General features: G+C 66.2%; 18 protein-coding genes and 1 riboswitch. Of the genes, 6 read left to right on the forward strand and 12 right to left on the reverse strand.

All coding sequences use genetic code 11. From position 1 onward, the window contains the following. Window positions 1–182 precede the first annotated feature (182 nt). Window positions 183–2,123 (forward strand): FTR1 family protein, encoded by a 1,941-nt coding sequence (locus ASD22_RS00810; protein ID WP_056077641.1) that lies wholly within the window; start codon window positions 183–185, stop codon window positions 2,121–2,123. 54 nt (window positions 2,124–2,177) lie between these two features. On the opposite strand, the gene ASD22_RS00815 is transcribed toward ASD22_RS00810, so the two are convergent. From ASD22_RS00815 to crcB, 7 genes are all read right to left on the reverse strand, one after another. Continuing rightward, window positions 2,178–2,990 carry a hypothetical protein gene (locus ASD22_RS00815; protein ID WP_056077644.1) on the reverse strand — a complete coding sequence of 271 codons (813 nt, stop codon included), beginning with the start codon at window positions 2,988–2,990 and terminating at the stop codon, window positions 2,178–2,180. A gap of 165 nt (window positions 2,991–3,155) precedes the next feature. Next, window positions 3,156–3,605 carry a hypothetical protein gene (locus tag ASD22_RS00820; protein WP_056077647.1) on the reverse strand — a complete coding sequence of 150 codons (450 nt, stop codon included), beginning with the start codon at window positions 3,603–3,605 and terminating at the stop codon, window positions 3,156–3,158. Window positions 3,606–3,806: 201 nt separating this feature from the next. Beyond that, a complete protein-coding gene (parC, locus tag ASD22_RS00825) occupies window positions 3,807–6,047 on the reverse strand; it encodes a DNA topoisomerase IV subunit A (RefSeq protein WP_056077650.1) in 2,241 nt (746 codons plus the stop codon). Between the two features lie 142 nt (window positions 6,048–6,189). Beyond that, window positions 6,190–7,062 (reverse strand): TraB/GumN family protein, encoded by an 873-nt coding sequence (locus tag ASD22_RS00830; protein ID WP_056077653.1) that lies wholly within the window; start codon window positions 7,060–7,062, stop codon window positions 6,190–6,192. 49 nt (window positions 7,063–7,111) lie between these two features. Beyond that, window positions 7,112–8,230, reverse strand: coding sequence for a cyclopropane fatty acyl phospholipid synthase (gene cfa / locus ASD22_RS00835; protein WP_056077656.1), 1,119 nt, complete (start codon window positions 8,228–8,230; stop codon window positions 7,112–7,114). A gap of 88 nt (window positions 8,231–8,318) precedes the next feature. After that, window positions 8,319–8,672, reverse strand: a complete 354-nt coding sequence (locus ASD22_RS00840; RefSeq protein ID WP_056077659.1) for a DUF190 domain-containing protein — start codon at window positions 8,670–8,672, stop codon at window positions 8,319–8,321. Window positions 8,673–8,685: 13 nt separating this feature from the next. Further along, the gene (gene crcB / locus ASD22_RS00845; RefSeq protein WP_056077662.1) at window positions 8,686–9,072 is read right to left on the reverse strand and encodes a fluoride efflux transporter CrcB; all 387 of its coding nucleotides are present in this window, start codon (window positions 9,070–9,072) and stop codon (window positions 8,686–8,688) included. A gap of 70 nt (window positions 9,073–9,142) precedes the next feature. Further along, window positions 9,143–9,241: riboswitch (Fluoride riboswitch) on the reverse strand. 120 nt (window positions 9,242–9,361) lie between these two features. Here crcB and ASD22_RS00850 point away from each other — a divergent pair. The 3 genes from ASD22_RS00850 to chaB all read left to right on the forward strand — a co-directional run bounded on the left by ASD22_RS00850 (window position 9,362) and on the right by chaB (window position 11,484). Beyond that, window positions 9,362–10,621, forward strand: a complete 1,260-nt coding sequence (locus ASD22_RS00850; RefSeq protein ID WP_056080731.1) for a multidrug effflux MFS transporter — start codon at window positions 9,362–9,364, stop codon at window positions 10,619–10,621. A 54-nt stretch (window positions 10,622–10,675) separates the two neighbouring features. After that, window positions 10,676–11,137: a carboxymuconolactone decarboxylase family protein gene (locus ASD22_RS00855; protein WP_056077664.1), complete on the forward strand. Its 462-nt coding sequence runs from the start codon at window positions 10,676–10,678 to the stop codon at window positions 11,135–11,137. Between the two features lie 119 nt (window positions 11,138–11,256). After that, window positions 11,257–11,484, forward strand: a complete 228-nt coding sequence (chaB, locus tag ASD22_RS00860) for a putative cation transport regulator ChaB (protein WP_056077667.1) — start codon at window positions 11,257–11,259, stop codon at window positions 11,482–11,484. A gap of 31 nt (window positions 11,485–11,515) precedes the next feature. Here chaB and ASD22_RS00865 read toward each other — a convergent pair whose 3' ends face one another. The 5 genes from ASD22_RS00865 to ASD22_RS00885 all read right to left on the reverse strand — a co-directional run bounded on the left by ASD22_RS00865 (window position 11,516) and on the right by ASD22_RS00885 (window position 14,591). Then, on the reverse strand, window positions 11,516–12,004 hold the full coding sequence (locus ASD22_RS00865) for a hypothetical protein (protein WP_056077669.1): 489 nt from the start codon (window positions 12,002–12,004) through the stop codon (window positions 11,516–11,518). 65 nt (window positions 12,005–12,069) lie between these two features. Next, window positions 12,070–12,360, reverse strand: coding sequence for a cell division topological specificity factor MinE (gene minE, locus ASD22_RS00870; RefSeq protein WP_056080734.1), 291 nt, complete (start codon window positions 12,358–12,360; stop codon window positions 12,070–12,072). Window positions 12,361–12,365: 5 nt separating this feature from the next. Continuing rightward, window positions 12,366–13,181 carry a septum site-determining protein MinD gene (gene minD, locus ASD22_RS00875; RefSeq protein ID WP_056077673.1) on the reverse strand — a complete coding sequence of 272 codons (816 nt, stop codon included), beginning with the start codon at window positions 13,179–13,181 and terminating at the stop codon, window positions 12,366–12,368. A gap of 34 nt (window positions 13,182–13,215) precedes the next feature. Beyond that, window positions 13,216–13,974 carry a septum site-determining protein MinC gene (gene minC / locus ASD22_RS00880; protein ID WP_056077676.1) on the reverse strand — a complete coding sequence of 253 codons (759 nt, stop codon included), beginning with the start codon at window positions 13,972–13,974 and terminating at the stop codon, window positions 13,216–13,218. Then, the gene (locus ASD22_RS00885; protein ID WP_056077679.1) at window positions 13,971–14,591 is read right to left on the reverse strand and encodes a GNAT family N-acetyltransferase; all 621 of its coding nucleotides are present in this window, start codon (window positions 14,589–14,591) and stop codon (window positions 13,971–13,973) included. Before ASD22_RS00885 ends, minC begins: the two co-directional genes overlap by 4 nt. A 189-nt stretch (window positions 14,592–14,780) precedes the next feature. On the opposite strand from ASD22_RS00885, the gene ASD22_RS00890 reads away from it, so the two are divergent. Both ASD22_RS00890 and ASD22_RS00895 read left to right on the forward strand, forming a co-directional pair. Further along, window positions 14,781–16,007, forward strand: coding sequence for a histidine kinase (locus ASD22_RS00890; protein ID WP_056080736.1), 1,227 nt, complete (start codon window positions 14,781–14,783; stop codon window positions 16,005–16,007). A 140-nt stretch (window positions 16,008–16,147) separates the two neighbouring features. Then, window positions 16,148–16,789 carry a response regulator transcription factor gene (locus ASD22_RS00895; RefSeq protein WP_007079885.1) on the forward strand — a complete coding sequence of 214 codons (642 nt, stop codon included), beginning with the start codon at window positions 16,148–16,150 and terminating at the stop codon, window positions 16,787–16,789. Window positions 16,790–16,947 lie beyond the last annotated feature (158 nt).

Consider the following 16,947-nt stretch of genomic DNA (forward strand, 5'->3'; position numbering starts at 1 on the left):
GTCCGCCATTTCAACCATTCAACCGGCCTCTGTTTTCCCTGAGCTCGTTTCCGAGTGGACGAGAGCGATACTCGCTACGTGCTGCCGTAAAAACCGGGCGTCGGATCAACACCGACCGTGCCGGGTGCTGCACGCAGGATGGCGTGCGGTAGACTATTGAGATTCGTTCTCATTTGCCTGCCATGACTCCACGACATCTGTTCGCAGCGCTGCTGCTGGCCACGCTTCTGTTCTGCCCACGTCTTCATGCGGCGGTGGACTCGGTTCCCACCACCTGGCGACTGCTGGACTACATCGCCGTGGACTACCGCGAGGCGGTGCGCGACGGCGCGGTCGTCAATCAGGTCGAGTACCAGGAGATGCAGGAGTTTTCGGCGACGGCGGCTGCGGCGATCAAGGCCTTGCCGCCCACGCCTGACTCGGACTCGTTGAATCAGGGCGCCACGGCACTGCAGCAGGCCATCCGGGCCAAGAGCGCGCCGGAGCAGATCGCCACCCGGGCCCGCGCCGTGGCGGCCTTGCTGATCAAGGCTTACCCCATCCCGTTGATGCCGACCAGCGCGCCGCAGTACGCACGCGGCCAGACGTTGTACGCACAGCAATGCGCGAGTTGCCACGGCGCCACGGGTGCCGGCAATGGTCCGGCGGCCGCGGGTCTGGACCCGCCGCCGATCGACTTCACCGACCGCGCCCGCGCCGACGAGCGCAGCATCTTCGCGCTCTACCAGGTGATCGACCAGGGCCTTCAAGGCACGTCGATGCCCAGCTTTGCCAGCTTGCCGGCCGAGGATCGCTGGGCATTGGCGACCTATGTGGGCGCCTTGGCCTACCCGGAATCCGAGGCCGAAGCAGGGCGCGAGTTGCTGGAGAAAAATGACGCGTTGCGGGCAAGGCTCGATTTCAAGAGCTACGTGGACACGACACCCGCCACGCTGGCCACGGAGCTGCAGTCCGCGCAGAAGGCGGCGGCGATCGTGGCCTACGTGCGCCGGCATCCGGAGGCGACGCAAACGCGGGATGCGGAATCCGCCCTGGCGGTGTCGCATGAATTGCTCCGGCAGGCCATGGCGGCTTACCGCGGCGGCCAGCTGAAGCAGGCCAAGGACCTGGCGTTGTCCGCGTATCTGGATGGGTTCGAACCCGTCGAGCCGCTGCTCGCCGCCCGCGATGCACCGTTGATGGCGAAGATCGAGGAAGCGATGGCAGGCGTGCGTGCGGGCATCGGCGCCAACGTCGATGCCGATACCCTGCAGACCCAGGTCGATCGTCTGGACGATCTGTACGCTGAAGCGGGGCAGGTGCTCGCGCAGGGCGAAACATCCGCCGTGGCCAGCTTTGCTGCCGCCTTCACCATCCTGCTGCGCGAAGGGCTGGAGGCGCTGCTCATCGTCGTGGCGATCATTGCCCTGCTGCGCAAGGCGGGCCGCAGGGAAATGCTTCCATGGGTGCATGGCGGCTGGCTGTCCGCGCTGGGCGCCGGCGCCGTGACGTGGGGACTGGCCACCTGGGTGGTTTCCATCAGCGGCGCAAGCCGTGAGCTCACCGAAGGTTTTGGCTCGCTGCTGGCGGCGATCGTGCTGATCTGGGTCGGCATCTGGATGCATGGAAAGAGCCACGCCGAGAACTGGCAGCGTTATGTGCGCGACAAACTTGGCCACGCGTTGAGCAAGACCTCCGGGGTTTTTCTGCTGGGCCTGATCTTTGTCGTCGTGTATCGCGAAGTCTTCGAGACCATCCTGTTCTATGTCGCCATCTGGAATCAGGGCAGCAAGACCAGCGTGATCGCCGGAGGCGTGGCCGGGTCGCTGGTGCTGATGGTGATCGGCTGGTTGATGATGCGTTACAGCCGTCGCCTGCCGATCAGCCAGTTCTTCCGCTACAGCTCCGTGCTGATGGCGGTGCTGGCCGTCGTGCTGATGGGCAAGGCGGTCTCCGCGCTGCAGGAGGCCGGCTACCTGCCGATCACCTGGATCAATGGCGGGCCGCGGGTGGAGCTGCTGGGCATCTATCCCACCATGGAAGGCATTGCCGCCCAGGTCGGCATCGCGTTGGTCCTGGTTGTCGGATTTGTCTGGTCCAACCGCTCGGCAGGTGCGTTGAAGGCGTCTGATGGAACTCGGTGACACCGAGCGCCTTCGGGCCTGGCTTCCTTCTGCCCATCGCTTCGCACATGCCGCTCAATGCAAATAAATGGTCGGCCCAAGCGCAACGGCAAACGCCGCTGTCACCAGGACGCCAAGCACCACCAGCACCGGGTGGCGGCCAATGTGGAAATCCTGTGCGGGCAGGTCGGGGCGGTGGGAGTAGGCGACGTTGAACAGGCCTGCCGTGCCGCCGAATGATGCCGCCACCGCTGACGTCAGCGTGATCACCATGCCATGCGGATTGAACAGGCCGACCAGCAACGCGCTCACGCCGCCGACCACGTACACCGTCATCGCGATCCGGCGTTTCGTGCGAGCGGCCTGTTCACCACCGCCGAGCATCACCCCGAGCATGCGAATGGCGACGCGTACGATCTGGATGTAGACAACAAGACCAACGACGAACAACCCCACCCGCCACAGCCACGGCCATGGCAACGGCGCCAACCCGCCACCCACGTCCGGTCCCCAGTCACCCAGGTTGGTGACGCCGGAGAACATCCAGTAGCCGGCAGCCACCATGCCTTTCACCGTGAACACGATCCACGCCACCAGGCGCGGCAATGGCCCGCGCAAGCGGCGCCATGCCAGATACGCCAGCGCTGCCAGCACCACATCCACGCAGGTACCGGCCATCGCCACGAGGCGGTGATCCCATCCCTGCGTGCCGGGGCATTCGATGTAGTAGGCGCCCAGTTCGCTGGGCTGGTGCCCGGTGGCGACGCAGGTAACGGCGTGGCCGAGCAGCTCATGCGCCATCGTGAGCAGGGGCAACAGCAACAGCGCCAGGCCCACCAGCGTCCATGCGTCCACCGATGGACGTGCGTGCGCGTCGTTCGTTGTCATCGCGTAACTCCCCTTGGATCAGATCCAGAGGATCACGCGTATTCCCGCCGCTAGCCAGTGTCGCCTACAGGTGTCTGCCGTGACAGATGTCACGAACGCAAGCCGTGGGGCGGAAGCGGGCCGGGTCGGCTTTCAACGCAGTCCCTACCCGGATTCAGGCTTGCCTCAGCGCCCCCGGCGGTTGTAGTCGGGGAAATGGCCGCGGCTGCCGCCGACCGAAATGCTGATGCCGCCGGAAGGTTCGTCGCAGCTGCCGAACGCCTGGCTGACGTTCACCTGGCCCGCATTCCAGTTGCCGGTGCCCATGTGGCTGCCGGTGACGATGCCGGTGCCGACGCTGCCGTGGACTTGCGGCTTGTTGTAGGTGGAGTCGTCGCAATCGGGTGCTTCGGCGACGGGCTCGGTATTGCCCATGCGGCCGCTGGTATCGCCGTAATACACGCCCGGTGCATCGCCTGCCGTTTTCGGGGTGGCCGGTTTCGGGGCGGTGGTGCTGGCGGCGGGCAGGTCGCTGGGCGGCAGCTTCAGGTTCAGCGGCTTGCCGGTGGTCTGCGCCCACGCCGTGGTGGTCAGCAGGCTGGCGGCGGCGGCGACGAGAAGCCGTTTGATGTTCATGCGTACTCCGGGTTGATAACAGCACCAACGCGCGAGGTGCGGTTGGCGTGTACATCCGGGTTGGAAAGGTGCGGGGGCGACAAGTTCCTGTGGGGCCGTCGGTGTCGACTTTGTAGGAGCGACTTCAGTCGCGACGTTTTTGCATTGAATCGCAAAAGCAAAGGCGTCGCGACTGAAGTCGCTCCTACAGTTGGAGTTGCCTTAGCCGGTGGTCTCGATGCGCTCCACGCGGCGCAGGCCGCGCGGCAGCAAGCCGCCGCGGCTGGCGCGGGTGCCGCCGTATTCCACCAGGTCGGCCCAGCGCAGGGTGAGCTTGCGCTGGCCGGCGTACAGGGTGACTTCGCCCTTGCTTTCGCCGACCACGGCGATGCCGGCCACGCGTTCGTCGCCGGCGACCAGTTTCGCCTTGGGGATCTCGATCAGCTTGTTGCCCTTGCCCTTGTCCAGCTCGGGCAGCTCGGCCACCGAGAACATCAGCAGATGGCCTTCGGTGGTGACCACCACGATGCGGTCGCGGGCGGGGTCGGCGCTGATCTGCGGCGCCAGCACTTTCGCCTTGTCGCTGAGGCTGATGATCTGCTTGCCGGCTTTGTTGCGGCTGGTGAGGGTCTCGAAGCGGGTGACGAAGCCGTAGCCGAAATCGGTGGCCAGGATCAGTCGGGTGGCGTTGTCGCCGGCGATCATGGCGTCGAAGCTGGCGCCGGCCGCGGGACTGAAACGGCCGGTGAGCGGCTCGCCGTTGCCGCGCGCCGAGGGCAAGGTATGTGCAGGCGTGGAATAGGCGCGGCCGGTGGAGTCGATGAACGCCACCTGCTGCGTGGTGCGGGCTTTCACCGCGGCCAGCAGGCCGTCGCCTTCGCGGTAGTTCAGGCCTTCGGCGTCGACATCGTGACCTTTCGCGGCGCGTGCCCAGCCTTTCTGGCTCAGTACCACGGTGACCGGTTCGCTGGCCACCAGCGCGCTTTCATCCAGCGCATGCGCCACGTCGCGCTCGACCAGCGGCGAGCGGCGGTCGTCGCCGAACTTGGCGGCGTCGGCACGCAGCTCGTCCTTGATCAAACCCTTCAGCTTGGCCGGCGATTTCAGCAGCACGTTGATGCGCGCACGTTCCTCTTCCAGTTGGTCGGCCTCGGCGGAGATCTTCATCTCCTCCAGTCGCGCCAACTGGCGCAGCCGCGTTTCGAGGATGTAGTCGGCCTGCTCCTCGCTGAGCTTGAAGCGGGCGATCAGCACGGGCCGCGGCTCGTCCTCGGTGCGCACGATGCGGATCACTTCGTCCAGGTTGAGGTAGGCGATGCGCAGCGCTTCGAGCAGGTGCAGCCGGCGCTCCACCTTGGCCAGCCGGTTCTGCAACCGGCGGGTGACGGTGTTGGTGCGGAAGCTCAGCCATTCGGTGAGGATGCGCTTGAGGTTCTTCACCTGCGGGCGCCCATCCAGGCCGATCATGTTGAGGTTGATGCGGAAGCTTTTTTCCAGATCGGTGGTGGCGAACAGGTGCTGCATCATCTCGTCGGCATCGACGCGGTTGGAGCGCGGCACGATCACCAGGCGGATGGGATTCTCGTGGTCGGACTCGTCGCGCAGATCCTCGATCATCGGCAGTTTCTTGGCGCGCATCTGCGACGCGATCTGCTCCAGGATCTTCGACGGGCTGACCTGGTGCGGCAGCGCGGTGATCACGATGTTGCCTTCCTCGCGCTGATACACCGCGCGGGCGCGCACCGAGCCGGTGCCGTTCTCGTACATCGCCAGCAGGTCGCCGCGTGGGGTGATGATCTCCGCCTCGGTGGGGTAATCCGGCCCGCGCACGTGCTCGAACAGGTCGGCCACGGTGGCATCCGGGTCGTCCAGCAGGCGGATGCAGGCGCTGACCACTTCGCGCAGGTTATGCGGCGGGATGTCGGTGGCCATGCCCACGGCGATGCCCATCGAGCCGTTGAGCAGCACGTGCGGCACGCGTGCGGGCAGCCAGCTTGGTTCTTCCAGCGTGCCGTCGAAATTCGGCACCCAGTCCACCGTGCCGTGCGCCAGCTCACCCAGCAGCGCTTCGGCGATCGGGCTGAGCTTGCTCTCGGTGTAGCGCATCGCCGCGAAGCTTTTCGGGTCGTCCGGCGAGCCGAAGTTGCCTTGGCCGTCGACCAGCGGGTAGCGGTACGAGAACGGCTGCGCCATCAGCACCATCGCTTCGTAGCAGGAGCTGTCGCCGTGCGGATGGAACTTGCCGATCACGTCGCCGATGGTGCGGGCGGATTTCTTCGGCTTGGCGGTGGCCGCCAGGCCCAGCTCGCTCATCGCGTAGATGATGCGCCGCTGCACCGGCTTCAGGCCGTCGCCCACGAAGGGCAGGGCGCGATCGAGCACCACGTACATGGAATAGTCGAGATAAGCCCGCTCGGCGTACTCCTTCAGCGGGATCTGTTCGTAATTGGCTTGCAGGATCATGCAGTTACATCATTCGGTCGGCGCGCAGGCTGCGCGGTTAACCGGTCGATGGTGCCAGAAAGCGCCCGATTCTTGTAGGAGCGCACCCTGTGCGCGATGCTTTCCGTTGCGTGACGAAGAGCATCGCGCACAGGGTGCGCCCCTACAGGCGCTGCGCTTCGACACCCAGCTTCTGCAACTGCACCTGCACGCTGTCCGGCCCGGCCAGATGCGCCGCACCCACGGCGATGAAGACGGTACCGGGCTGTTGCAGCAGGGTGGCGATCTTCGTTGCCCAGGCTTCATTGCGTTGCACCAGCAGCCGTTGGTAAAGCTCGGGCGCGGTCTGGCGCATGTCTTCGTCTTCGAGCCGGGCGATGGTGGCGACGTCGCCGTTCTTCCAGGCGTCGATCAGCCGGGTCAGCTGCGTGGGTCCCTTGTCGGCATCGCGCATGGCCGAGCGCAGGAAGTCCAGCTGCACTTCCTGCGGCATGTCGGCCAGGAAGTGCATCTGCTGTTCGGCGGTTTCCAGGCCAAACACGGGTTTGCCGGCGGCGGACATCTGCGCCTTGAGCTGCTTGTCCACGCCGTGCTCCGGGTCGAGCCCGGCTTTCAGCAGCGGCGCGGTCGTGAGGGTCAGTGCGGCCAGCCACGGGCGCATCACGTTCAGCGCCTGCATGCCGCCGGGCACGCCGGCCTCGGTCGCCGCCGTACGCAGGCGCTGTTGTTCATCGGCGTCGAGCTGGCTGGACAGCGGGTGTGCCGCATCCAGCCCGTAGCGCAGCACCAGCGCCATCATGTTGCCCTGGTCGTCGTCGGTCAGCTCGATGTAGAGCGCCTGGCTGTCTGCCACCGCGCGGTCCAGCGTGGCGTCATGCCAGTCGGCGTCGTTCGGCAGCAGGTGCACGGTGCCGAACAGGTAGATCGTGGTGTCGGCATCCTTCGTTACCCACAGCGCCGGTTTTGCGATGGCGGCTGCCGGAAGCAGCAGGACAAGGGCGATCAGCAGGCGCGCGGGCAGGCGTGGTTTGTTCATGCCCGCGAGTGTGACGGGTGCGGGCGGGTGGCTCAATGACGCGACGGACTCAGCGCGGCACGCGGTAGCCGCCGGGCACGCCGCGCGCGCTGAGCGTCAGTTGCCACAGCTGGTCGCGGCGGCTGCGGAACACGGCGGCGGAGGTGGCCAGGTAGAAACGCCACATGCGGCGAAAGCGTTCGTCGTAGTGCGCCGGCAGGTGGTCCCACGCCGCTTCGGCGTTGGCGTACCAGGCCATCAGGGTGCGGTCGTAGTCGGGGCCGAAGTTGTGCCAGTCCTCGACCACGAACAGGCCTTGCAGGGCCGCGGTCACCTGGGTGGCGGCGGGGATCATCGAGTTGGGGAAGATGTATTTCTCGATCCACGGATCGGGCTGCGCGGGCGCGCTGTTGGTGCCGATGCAATGCAGCAGCGACAGCCCGCCGCTCTTGAGGCAGCGCTCCACGGTTTCGAAATACGCGCGGTAGTTCTTGCCGCCCACGTGCTCGAACATGCCGATGGAATACACCGCGTCGAAAGGCTCGTCGATGTCGTGGTAATCCTGCAGGCGGATCTCGATGGGCAGGCCGGCGCACAGTTCGCGGGCGAACTCGGCCTGCTCCTGCGACACGGTGATGCCCACGCCGCTGACGCCGTAGTTTTCCGCCGCGTATTTCAGCGCCTCGCCCCAGCCGCAGCCGATGTCCAGCACGCGTTGCCCCGGTTGCAGTTGCAGCTTGCGGCAGACCAGGTCGAGCTTGGCTGCCTGCGCATCGTCGAGGTTGTCGGTGGCGGCCCAGTAACCGCAGGAATACACCAGCCGCTTGCCCAGCATGGCCTGGAACAGGTCGTTGCCGAGGTCGTAATGCGCCTTGCCGATCTCGAACGCGTGCTCGCCGCGCTGCAGGTTGATGAAGCGCGCCTTGAGGTGGGCGACCACCGCCTCGAAGGTGTGCAGCTTCTGGTCGAGCCCGGACAGCAACATGCGGGTGAACATGCCGGGCAGGTCGCCGGCGTCCCACCAGCCGTCCATGTAGGCTTCGCCCAGGCCCAGTGAGCCGTGGGCGAACACGCGCGAATACAGTCGCTCGTCGTGTACCTGGAGATCAGTGGGTGCGGCGCCGTTGATGGTGATGCCGGCGCCCTGCAGCAGTTCGCTGGCGCGATCCTTCAAGGTGTCCTGGCTCATGCCTTTCCTCGCGGAGTGGAACGAACAAACAGCCGTCAGCGCCGGATGGTGGACTCCCGGCGTTCGGCAACGTCGATGCGCGCGGCAGTCATCCGGCTTTCGCCGCCCCGTTGCCGAGCACGCCATAGTTTGCCGGCGTCCGTGCATACACCGTGTCGATGCCGGCGGCGCGTACGCGCTCCAGCAGCAGGTCGGCCTGGTCCTCGCGCAGCAGGAATTCCACCTTCACCGGCAGGTCGTCGGCCAGCTCGAAGAACTGCTCCTCGCGCAGCACGCCGTGGCGACCGAAGCCGGCGGTGGCGCGAAACACCGAGCCGCCACCGAGGCCGTCGCGGCGTGCCTGCTCCAGCAGCCATTGCGATACCAGCATGCCCTCGTGGCGCGCGCGCACGTGGCAGTAGAACGTCAGATGCAGGCCTTGTTGCAGGTTGTCCTGATTCATGCCGGTTCCCCGATCAATGGCGCAGCAGGCTGCGGGTGAGGGCGATGCCGATGACGGTCATGCTGATCGAACCGACCACGTGCACCGCCACGTGGCCGCTGAACCACAGGTATTGCTGGCGCAGCAGCAAGGTGGCCGATTCCGCCGAGAAGGTGGAGAACGTGGTCAGCCCGCCGAGGAAGCCGGTGAACACGAACAGCCGCAGCTCCGGCGACAACGTCTGGAAATGGTCGAACACGCCCATCACGCAGCCCATCAGCAAGCCGCCGGTGAGGTTGGCCGCCAGCGTGCCCAGCGGCAGGGTGGGAAACAGCGGGTTGAGCGCGATGCCCAACAACCAGCGCGACCAGCAGCCGATGGCGCCGCCGAGGCCAATTGCAACGAATCCGGTTACACCCACGAGCGCGTCTCCTGACGAATGGAAGTGTCCGGCTACCGCGGCGGCAGGCACGCCTGCGCCGCCGGAAGCCGGTGGTGCAGGCATCATCAGCCCCTGCAGTGATGCGGGGCGGTTGGTTCCCTTGATCTTGCGTCGCGGGAACGGGAGGCATGCCATCTCCCGGAGCGGCCATGCTAGGAGCCGGGGCGATAGAAACGCAAGCGCGGCGGGGGCGCACCGTCGCATGGCGCAGGCCGGGCACGCGCTCGCTACAATGCACTTCCTGTTGCCGCCCGACGTTGCCGCTCCGATGAACCCACCCCCGCGCGCGGCACGTCGTAGCCTTCCCTGGTTGCTGGCGGCGTTGTCGATGATCGGCCCGTTTTCGATCGACGCGATCTTCCCCGCTTTCCCCCTGATCGGCGCCCATTTCCAGGTGGACAGCGCGGCCTTGCAGCAGCTGATCAGCGTCTACCTGCTGACCTATGCGGCCATGAGCCTGTTCCACGGCGCGATCTCCGACGCGATCGGGCGCAAGCCGGTGATGGTGGCCGGCATGCTGGTGTATGCGTTGGCGTCGGTGCTGGCGGCGGTATCCACCTCGTTCGCGATGCTGCTGGCCTGCCGCGCGCTGCAGGGTGCCTGCGCCGGTGCCGGGCTGGTGGTGGGGCGCGCGGTGATCCGCGATACGTTCGAAGGGCCGGCCGCGCAGCGGTTGATGTCGCAGGTGATGATGATTTTCGGCGTGTCACCGGTGATCGCGCCGATGGTGGGCGCGTGGCTGCTGCCGCTGGGCGGCTGGCATGGCATCTTCTGGTTTCTGCTGCTGTTCACGCTGCTGCTGTCGGCGGCCGTCGCGATCTGGCTGGAGGAGAGTCACCCGCCTGCGCGGCGCACCACGTTCGCGGTGCGTCCGCTGCTGGCCGGCTATCTGTCGTTCGGTCGTGACCGGCCGTTCTGGCCGTTGCTGATTTCCAGCTCGGTGAACTTCGCGGGGTTGTTCCTGTTCATCGCCTCGGCGCCGCGCATCGTGCTGGAACTGCTGCATCTGTCGGCGCAGGATTTCCCCTGGTTGTTCGTGCCGGTGGTGGTCGGGCTGATCAGCGGCGCCTGGCTTTCCGGGCGGCTGGCCGATCGGCGCAGCGTGCGTTTCACGGTCAACCTGGGTTATGCGGTGATGCTGTTGGCGTGCGTGCTGCATGTATCGCTGGCGCTGGCGTTGCCGCAACCACGGCTGCCGTGGTCGATGTTGCCGCTGGTGCTGCACGGCGTGGGCGTGCAGTTGGCGTTCCCCACGCTCACCTTGCTGCTGCTGGATCGCTTCCCCCACCTGCGTGGCGGCATTTCCTCGGTGCAGGCGTTTGCCAGCCTGCTGCTCAGCAGCCTGGTCGCGGGCGTGCTGTCGCCGCTGCTGTCGTCGACCATGTTGTCGCTGTCGCTGGGCTCATCGACCCTGACCCTGATCGGTGTGTTGTCGTGGTACTGGTACGGGCGGATCAGCCGCGTGCCGAAGGCGCCGGGTCTGGCGCGGGATGTCGAACTGCAGGCGCAGATCACCGAGCCGCGCTGACGTCGCGGTCCAGCTGTCTTTCTTTCCATTCCATTCGTTGCCGCGAGGAGCCGCATGAAAGCACGCATTGATTTCCGCACCGCCGTCCCCGACGCATTCAAGGCGATGCGTGGCCTGGAAGCCGTTGTGCATCGCAGTGAACTGGAGCATTCGCTGCTGGAGCTGGTGAAGGTGCGGGTGTCGCAGATCAACGGCTGCGGCTATTGCCTGGACATGCACATCAAGGAGGCGCGCGCCGCCGGCGAAACCGAGCAGCGGCTGTACCTGCTGTCGGCCTGGCGCGAGGCGCCGTTCTATTCGCCGCGCGAGCGCGCCGCGTTGAGCTGGGTCGAGGCGGTGACCCAGGTTTCCACCAACGACCTGCCCGATGAGCTGTATGCCGAGGTGCGCGAGCACTTCGATGAAAAGGCGACAGTCGAATTGACGTTGGCGATCATCGCCATCAACGGCTGGAACCGTTTGGTGAAGGCCTGCCGTACCGAGGTGGGCAGTTATATGCCGGCAACGGTTGCGTGAGCTTCGGTCGGTTGGGGCGGGCCTTTTGACGGCTGCTTGACCGCGACCGATCCAGACTTTGCGGACGCCATCGGTCCGGTGTTTCCGGACTGCCGCGACCGCATTGCTGGAGGTTCGGTATGCCTTACAAATCCATTAGCGACCTGCCTGATTCCGTGCGCGACAACGTGCCGAAGCATGCGCAGGAGATCTACAAGAAGGCGTTCAACAACGCCTGGGACGAGTACGCCGACAAGGACGATCGCCGCGGCGATGCGTCGCGCGAGGAGACGGCGCACAAGGTGGCGTGGTCGGCCGTGAAGAAGGATTACAGGAAAGGCGACGACGACAAGTGGCACGTCAGGTAAGCCGCGTGGCCTTGGCGGTGACGACTGATCGTCAGACCAGCCCGCGCGCGACGAGGAACGCCTGCGCTTCAGCCGCGTCGTTTTCGAACCAGGCCCGGGTCGAACCCAATCGGAACGTATAGCCCCACGCATCCATGTCGGCCATCAGGCGTTCGCGGCCCACGCCGGGGAAGGCATCGGCCAGCACGATCTGCAGGTAGCAGGTGGCGTCCTCTTCCTCGATGGAATCGGTGGCGTTGGTATGGACGTCCAGACGTCTGTCCGGTGGCATCACGATCAGGTGGCAGGCCTCGTGCAGCAGCGAATGCAGCGGCGTATCCGCCCGCGCGTAGACCGTGGTGCCGATGATGCCGGCCTCCTCGTCGCCCCAGAAGCTGCCGGGGATGGCCGCGCCATCGTCAACGCGTTGCAACGTCAGGCCGTAGCGGCCAAGCAGCGCGGTGGGCGCGTCGAAGCCGAGCTGGGCCAGCCGCAACACGGTATCAGGCGATCCGGCGGGCGAGGGATGTGCGGATGACATGTTGGGGGCTTGGTGACGAGAGGCGGGGAGGGCCGGGCGGATGCGCCGGCCCGCCGCTGGAACGCTCAGCTGGCCGTGGCGGCGTCGCCGGCGTCCGGTTTTTTCTTGCCGTCCGGCAGCGTCACCGACAGCTCGAGGATCTCATGGCCGCTGTCACGCTCCAGGTTGATGTTGATCGCCTCGATGTCGACGTGCACGTATTTCTTGATCACTTCGAGCAATTCGTTGCGCATCATCGGCAGGTAGTCGGGCGCGCCGCGGGAGGAGCGCTCCTGCGCCACGATGATGCGCAGCCGCTCACGGGCCACGGTGGCGGTCGGCTCGGGCCGGCGCTTCAGGAAATCAAGAATACCCATCGTGATCAACCTCCGAACACGCGCTGGAGAAAGCCCTTCTTGGGCACATCGATGAAGCGGAGCGGACGCTCTTCGCCGAGGATGCGGGCCACCGTGTCGCTGTAGGCCTGGCCAGCCGGGGAGGCCGTGTCGACGATCACCGGGATGCCGTTGTTGGACGCGGTGAGCACGTTCTCCGATTCCGGGATCACGCCGACCACCTTGATGCCCAGGATGTCCTCCACGTCGGTGACGCTGAGCATTTCGCCGATCGCCACGCGCGCGGGGTTGTAGCGCGTCAGCAGCAGGTGCTGGGTGACCTGGCCTTCGCCGCGCTCGGCGCGCCTCGTCTTGCTGGCCAGCAGGCCCAGGATGCGGTCGGAATCGCGCACCGACGACACTTCCGGGTTCACCACCACGACGGCCTTGTCGGCGAAGTACATGGCCAGGTGGGCGCCTTTCTCGATGCCCGCGGGCGAGTCGCAGATGACGTAGTCGAAGCCGTCCTCGGACAGGCTGTCGAGCACTTTCTCGACGCCTTCCTGGGTCAGCGCATCCTTGTCACGCGTCTGGCTGGCGGCCAGCACGTACAGGTTCTCGTAGCGCTTGTCCTTGATCAGCGACTGTTTCAGGGTGGCTTCGCCGTGCACCACGTTGACGAAGTCATACACGACGCGTCGCTCGCAGCCCATGATCAGGTCGAGGTTGCGCAGGCCGACGTCGAAGTCGATCACGGCGACTTTCTTGCCGGCCATGGCCAGGCCGGTGGCGAGCGAGGCGCTGGTGGTCGTCTTGCCGACGCCGCCCTTGCCGGAAGTGACAACGATAATCTCAGCAGTCAAGAGCCCATCTCCGCAAGGTTGTTGTTGCAGCTGATCACAGTTTTGCGATCAACAGTTTTTCGCCCTCGAGCCAGCATTGCACGGACCGGCCCTCGAGGTCGTCGGGAATTTGTTCGAACACGCGGTACTGGCCCGCGATGGCCACCAGTTCCGCCCGGAAATCGGAGACGTAGATGCGCGCTTTCTCGTCGCCCTGCGCACCGGCCATGGCGCGTCCGCGCAGGCCACCGTAGATGTGGATATTGCCATCGGCGATCACTTCGGCACCGTTGGCGATCGCACCGGTGACGATCAGATCGCGGTCGCGGGCGTAGATCTGCTGGCCGGAGCGCACCGAGCCGTCGTGGTGTTGCGCGCCCAGCGGGTGGCCCGCTTCGGGCGGCGCCAAGATCGGCTCCGGCCGCGCCACGGGTTCCGGCGCACGGGTCTCGGCCGCCGGCGTGGCCGCGGCCGGCTCATAGGCGGCGCGGAACTTGGCGATCAGCGGCAGGCCCATGCGGCTGGCCAAAGCCTCGGTTTCGCTGGTGCCGTAGGCCAGCCCCACCGGCAGCATGCCGGCGCTGCGCACCGCTTCGAGCAGCGCGTCGACCGTGCCGTCATCCGGCAGGTGCAGCAGGTGGCTGAGGTCCAGCACCACGGCGGCGCGGGAGAACATCTGCGGCGCGGCGCGCACGCGGCGCTCAAGCTCCTCGCACAGTGCGGCCGCATCGACCCGGCGCACGCGCACGCAGGCGATGCCTACCTGGCCGAAGCGCAGGTCGCAGGCGTCGGTTGATTCGGTTTTTGCGTTCATGAATGTTGTTTTCCCGCCGATGTGCGCGCAGGGGTGGCTGCCAATGCCGGCACGGTGCGCTCGCTCAACCAGGGCACGTCGGGCAGGCCGCCCTTGTCGAGCCAGGTTTCGCGCACGTAGGCGTAACTGGGCAGGTCGAGCGCGAGCAGGCTGACCTGCGGGCCATCCTTGCCCATGCGTTGCTGGCCGACTTCCTGGAAGCCATAGGTGCCGTGGAAAAGCACGACCACGTCGTCGCGTGGTTCAAGCAGCACTTCGCAGGTGAGCAGCGGCACGCGCACTTCGGCGTAGCTGTGCACGTCGCAATACAGCACGCGGCCCAGGCCGTGGCGATGGTAGGCGTTGGCGATCACGATGCGATCGATATACATGAACTGCGGGTAATGCTCGCCGAACCAGCGGTAGTTGGGGCTGTCGTACTCGCCGCCATCGCGAAGGGCGATCAGGAAGCCGGCCAGGTGACCGTCGACCTCGGCCACGCGGAAGTATTCCGCGTGCTCGTAGAAATAGCGCAACCGCGCGGAGTCGAGTGCCAGGATGGAGCGGCCGGCGGCGTTGTTGAGCGCCAGCACCGCATCCAGGTCGTGCTCGCGCACGTCGCGGATGGCAAGAACCATTCGTTGCTCCGCTTGATGGAATCGGGGAAAGGCCAACGCACGGCCTCGCAAAGTCGCCATTATGCCATGCGGCCATGCCCCGTACACCGGCGAAAGCCCATGTAAAACCTTTGTAAAGTCGATGGCCGGCACGCTTCTACCGACTATCGTGGATTGCGCTGGGCGCCCGCACGGCCAATGATGCGCGCCATGCGATGGCCATTCTTCAACCATATCCGCCTGCTGCTCCGTTACGCGGGGTTCTTTACCTATTTGTCGGCCGGGACGCCGCTGGTCACCACCTGGGCGGCCGAGCGCCTGAACCAGTTGCAGCGGCCGAGTTTCTCGCTGTTGCTGTGGACGCTGTGCTACCTGGTGTTCGGGCTGATGTACTGGTTGCTGACCAGCAACCTGGGCTCGCGCCGCTACCCCGCGCTGAAGTTGCTGGGGCTGGCGCTGATGACGGCGGCGGCGGTGGCGGTGGGCTGGTACAGCCACAGCGGCCTGTCGGCCATGTTGATGGTGGTGGCGTCGGTGGTCCTGCCCTGGCTGCTGCCATTCTGGATGGGCGGCTTGTGGCTGGTGCTGCAGCATCTGAGCCTGGTGGCGGTGTTCGCCACGTTCCCGGAGTACGACCACAGCATCACGATCGGTTTCGTGCAGGCTAGTGTCTACCTGGGTATTTCCGTGCTGGTATTCACCACCTCCGCGATCGCCAGCCAGCAGGCGGAGGAACGCGAGGTGCAGCGCCGCCTCAACTCGGAACTGCGCGCCACGCGGGCCTTGCTGGCCGAGTCCAGCCGCATCGCCGAGCGCATGCGCATTGCGCGCGATCTGCACGACGTGATCGGCCACCACCTCACCGCGCTGAGCCTCAACCTCGAAGTGGCCAGCCACCTCACCAACGAGGCGGCGGGCGCCCACGTGCGCAAGGCGCAGAGCACGGCGCGGCATCTCCTTTCCGACGTGCGCGAGGCGGTGAGCGAGCTGCGCCAGGACGATGCGATCGACCTCACCCGCGCGCTGCGCACGCTGACCGACGGTGTGCCGGGGCTGAAGATCCACGTGGAGATGCCGCCACGCTTCACGGTGGAAGATCCGCGGCGGGCACACGTTCTGTTGCGTTGCGCGCAGGAGATCATCACCAACACCGCCCGGCATGCCGGTGCGCGCAACCTGTGGCTGGATTTCGCCTACGCCGAAGCCAGCGAGGTCGGCCTGGAGGCGCGCGACGACGGCCGTGGCGCGGCCCAGGTCAAGCCAGGCAACGGGCTGTCGGGCATGCGCGAGCGGCTGGCCGAATTTGGCGGTACCGTCACGCTGCATGCCGACGTCAGCCGGGGTTTTGCGCTGTCGGTGCGATTGCCGCTGGGGGAGCACCCGGCGCTGGCGCATGCGCCCACGCGATTCGACCCGCCGGCGCTGCGAATGCCCTGAACGCCGATGCCGGCGATGGGGATTGTGGCCAGCGCCGCGGGTTTTCCGTGGCCCGCGCAGACATGCAAGAATGCACTGCTGACGGGGGCGATGCGTCGTGCCGATACCGCCCCATGGGCCTTACTGCTTGAGGATGCGCGATGATTTCCGTTTGTCTCGTCGACGACCAGAATCTGGTGCGCCAGGGCGTACGTTCGCTGCTGGATCTCGCTGCTGACATCCGCGTCGTGGCCGAATGCGCCGACGGCGCCCAGGCGATACGCGAAATTCCGCGGATCAAGCCCGACGTGGTGCTGCTGGACCTGCGCATGCCCAACATGAGCGGGCTGGAAGTGCTGCAGACGCTGGCGTCCCGCGATGAACTGCCGCCCACCATCATCCTCACCACCTTCGACGACGACCAGCTGGTGCTGCAGGGGCTGAAGGCCGGTGCGCGCGGCTATCTGCTGAAGGATGTGTCGCTGGAGCAACTGGTCGAGGCGGTGCGGGTGGTGGCCGGCGGCGGCTCGCTGGTGGCGCCGATGGTCACCCAGCGCCTGATGGCCGGGGTGGCGCGCATGCAGAACCAGTTCACCAGCCTGGAGCAGCCCGACCCGCTGACCGAGCGCGAAACCGAGATCCTGCGGCTGCTTTCCGGCGGCTACAGCAACAAGGAAATCGCCAATTCGCTGAAAGTGGCCGAGGGCACGGTGAAGAACCACGTATCCAACATCCTCTCCAAGCTGGGCGTCCGCGACCGCACCCGTGCCGTATTGAAGGCGCTGGAGCTGGGCATCGTCTGAGCCGGAACGCGGCTCGCCACGGCCGCAGGAATGGCGCCGCGCGGTCGTTTCACGTAGCCATCCATACGGATGTTCCCGGCAATAGCGTTCCAGCTCGCGAGCAAGTAACATCCGTAGCTTCGGCAATTGCCGACCCCCCTTTTGCATCCCTGCAGCAA

The organism is Rhodanobacter sp. Root480 (assembly GCF_001426645.1).
Classification (GTDB): Bacteria; Pseudomonadota; Gammaproteobacteria; order Xanthomonadales; family Rhodanobacteraceae; genus Rhodanobacter; species Rhodanobacter ginsenosidimutans.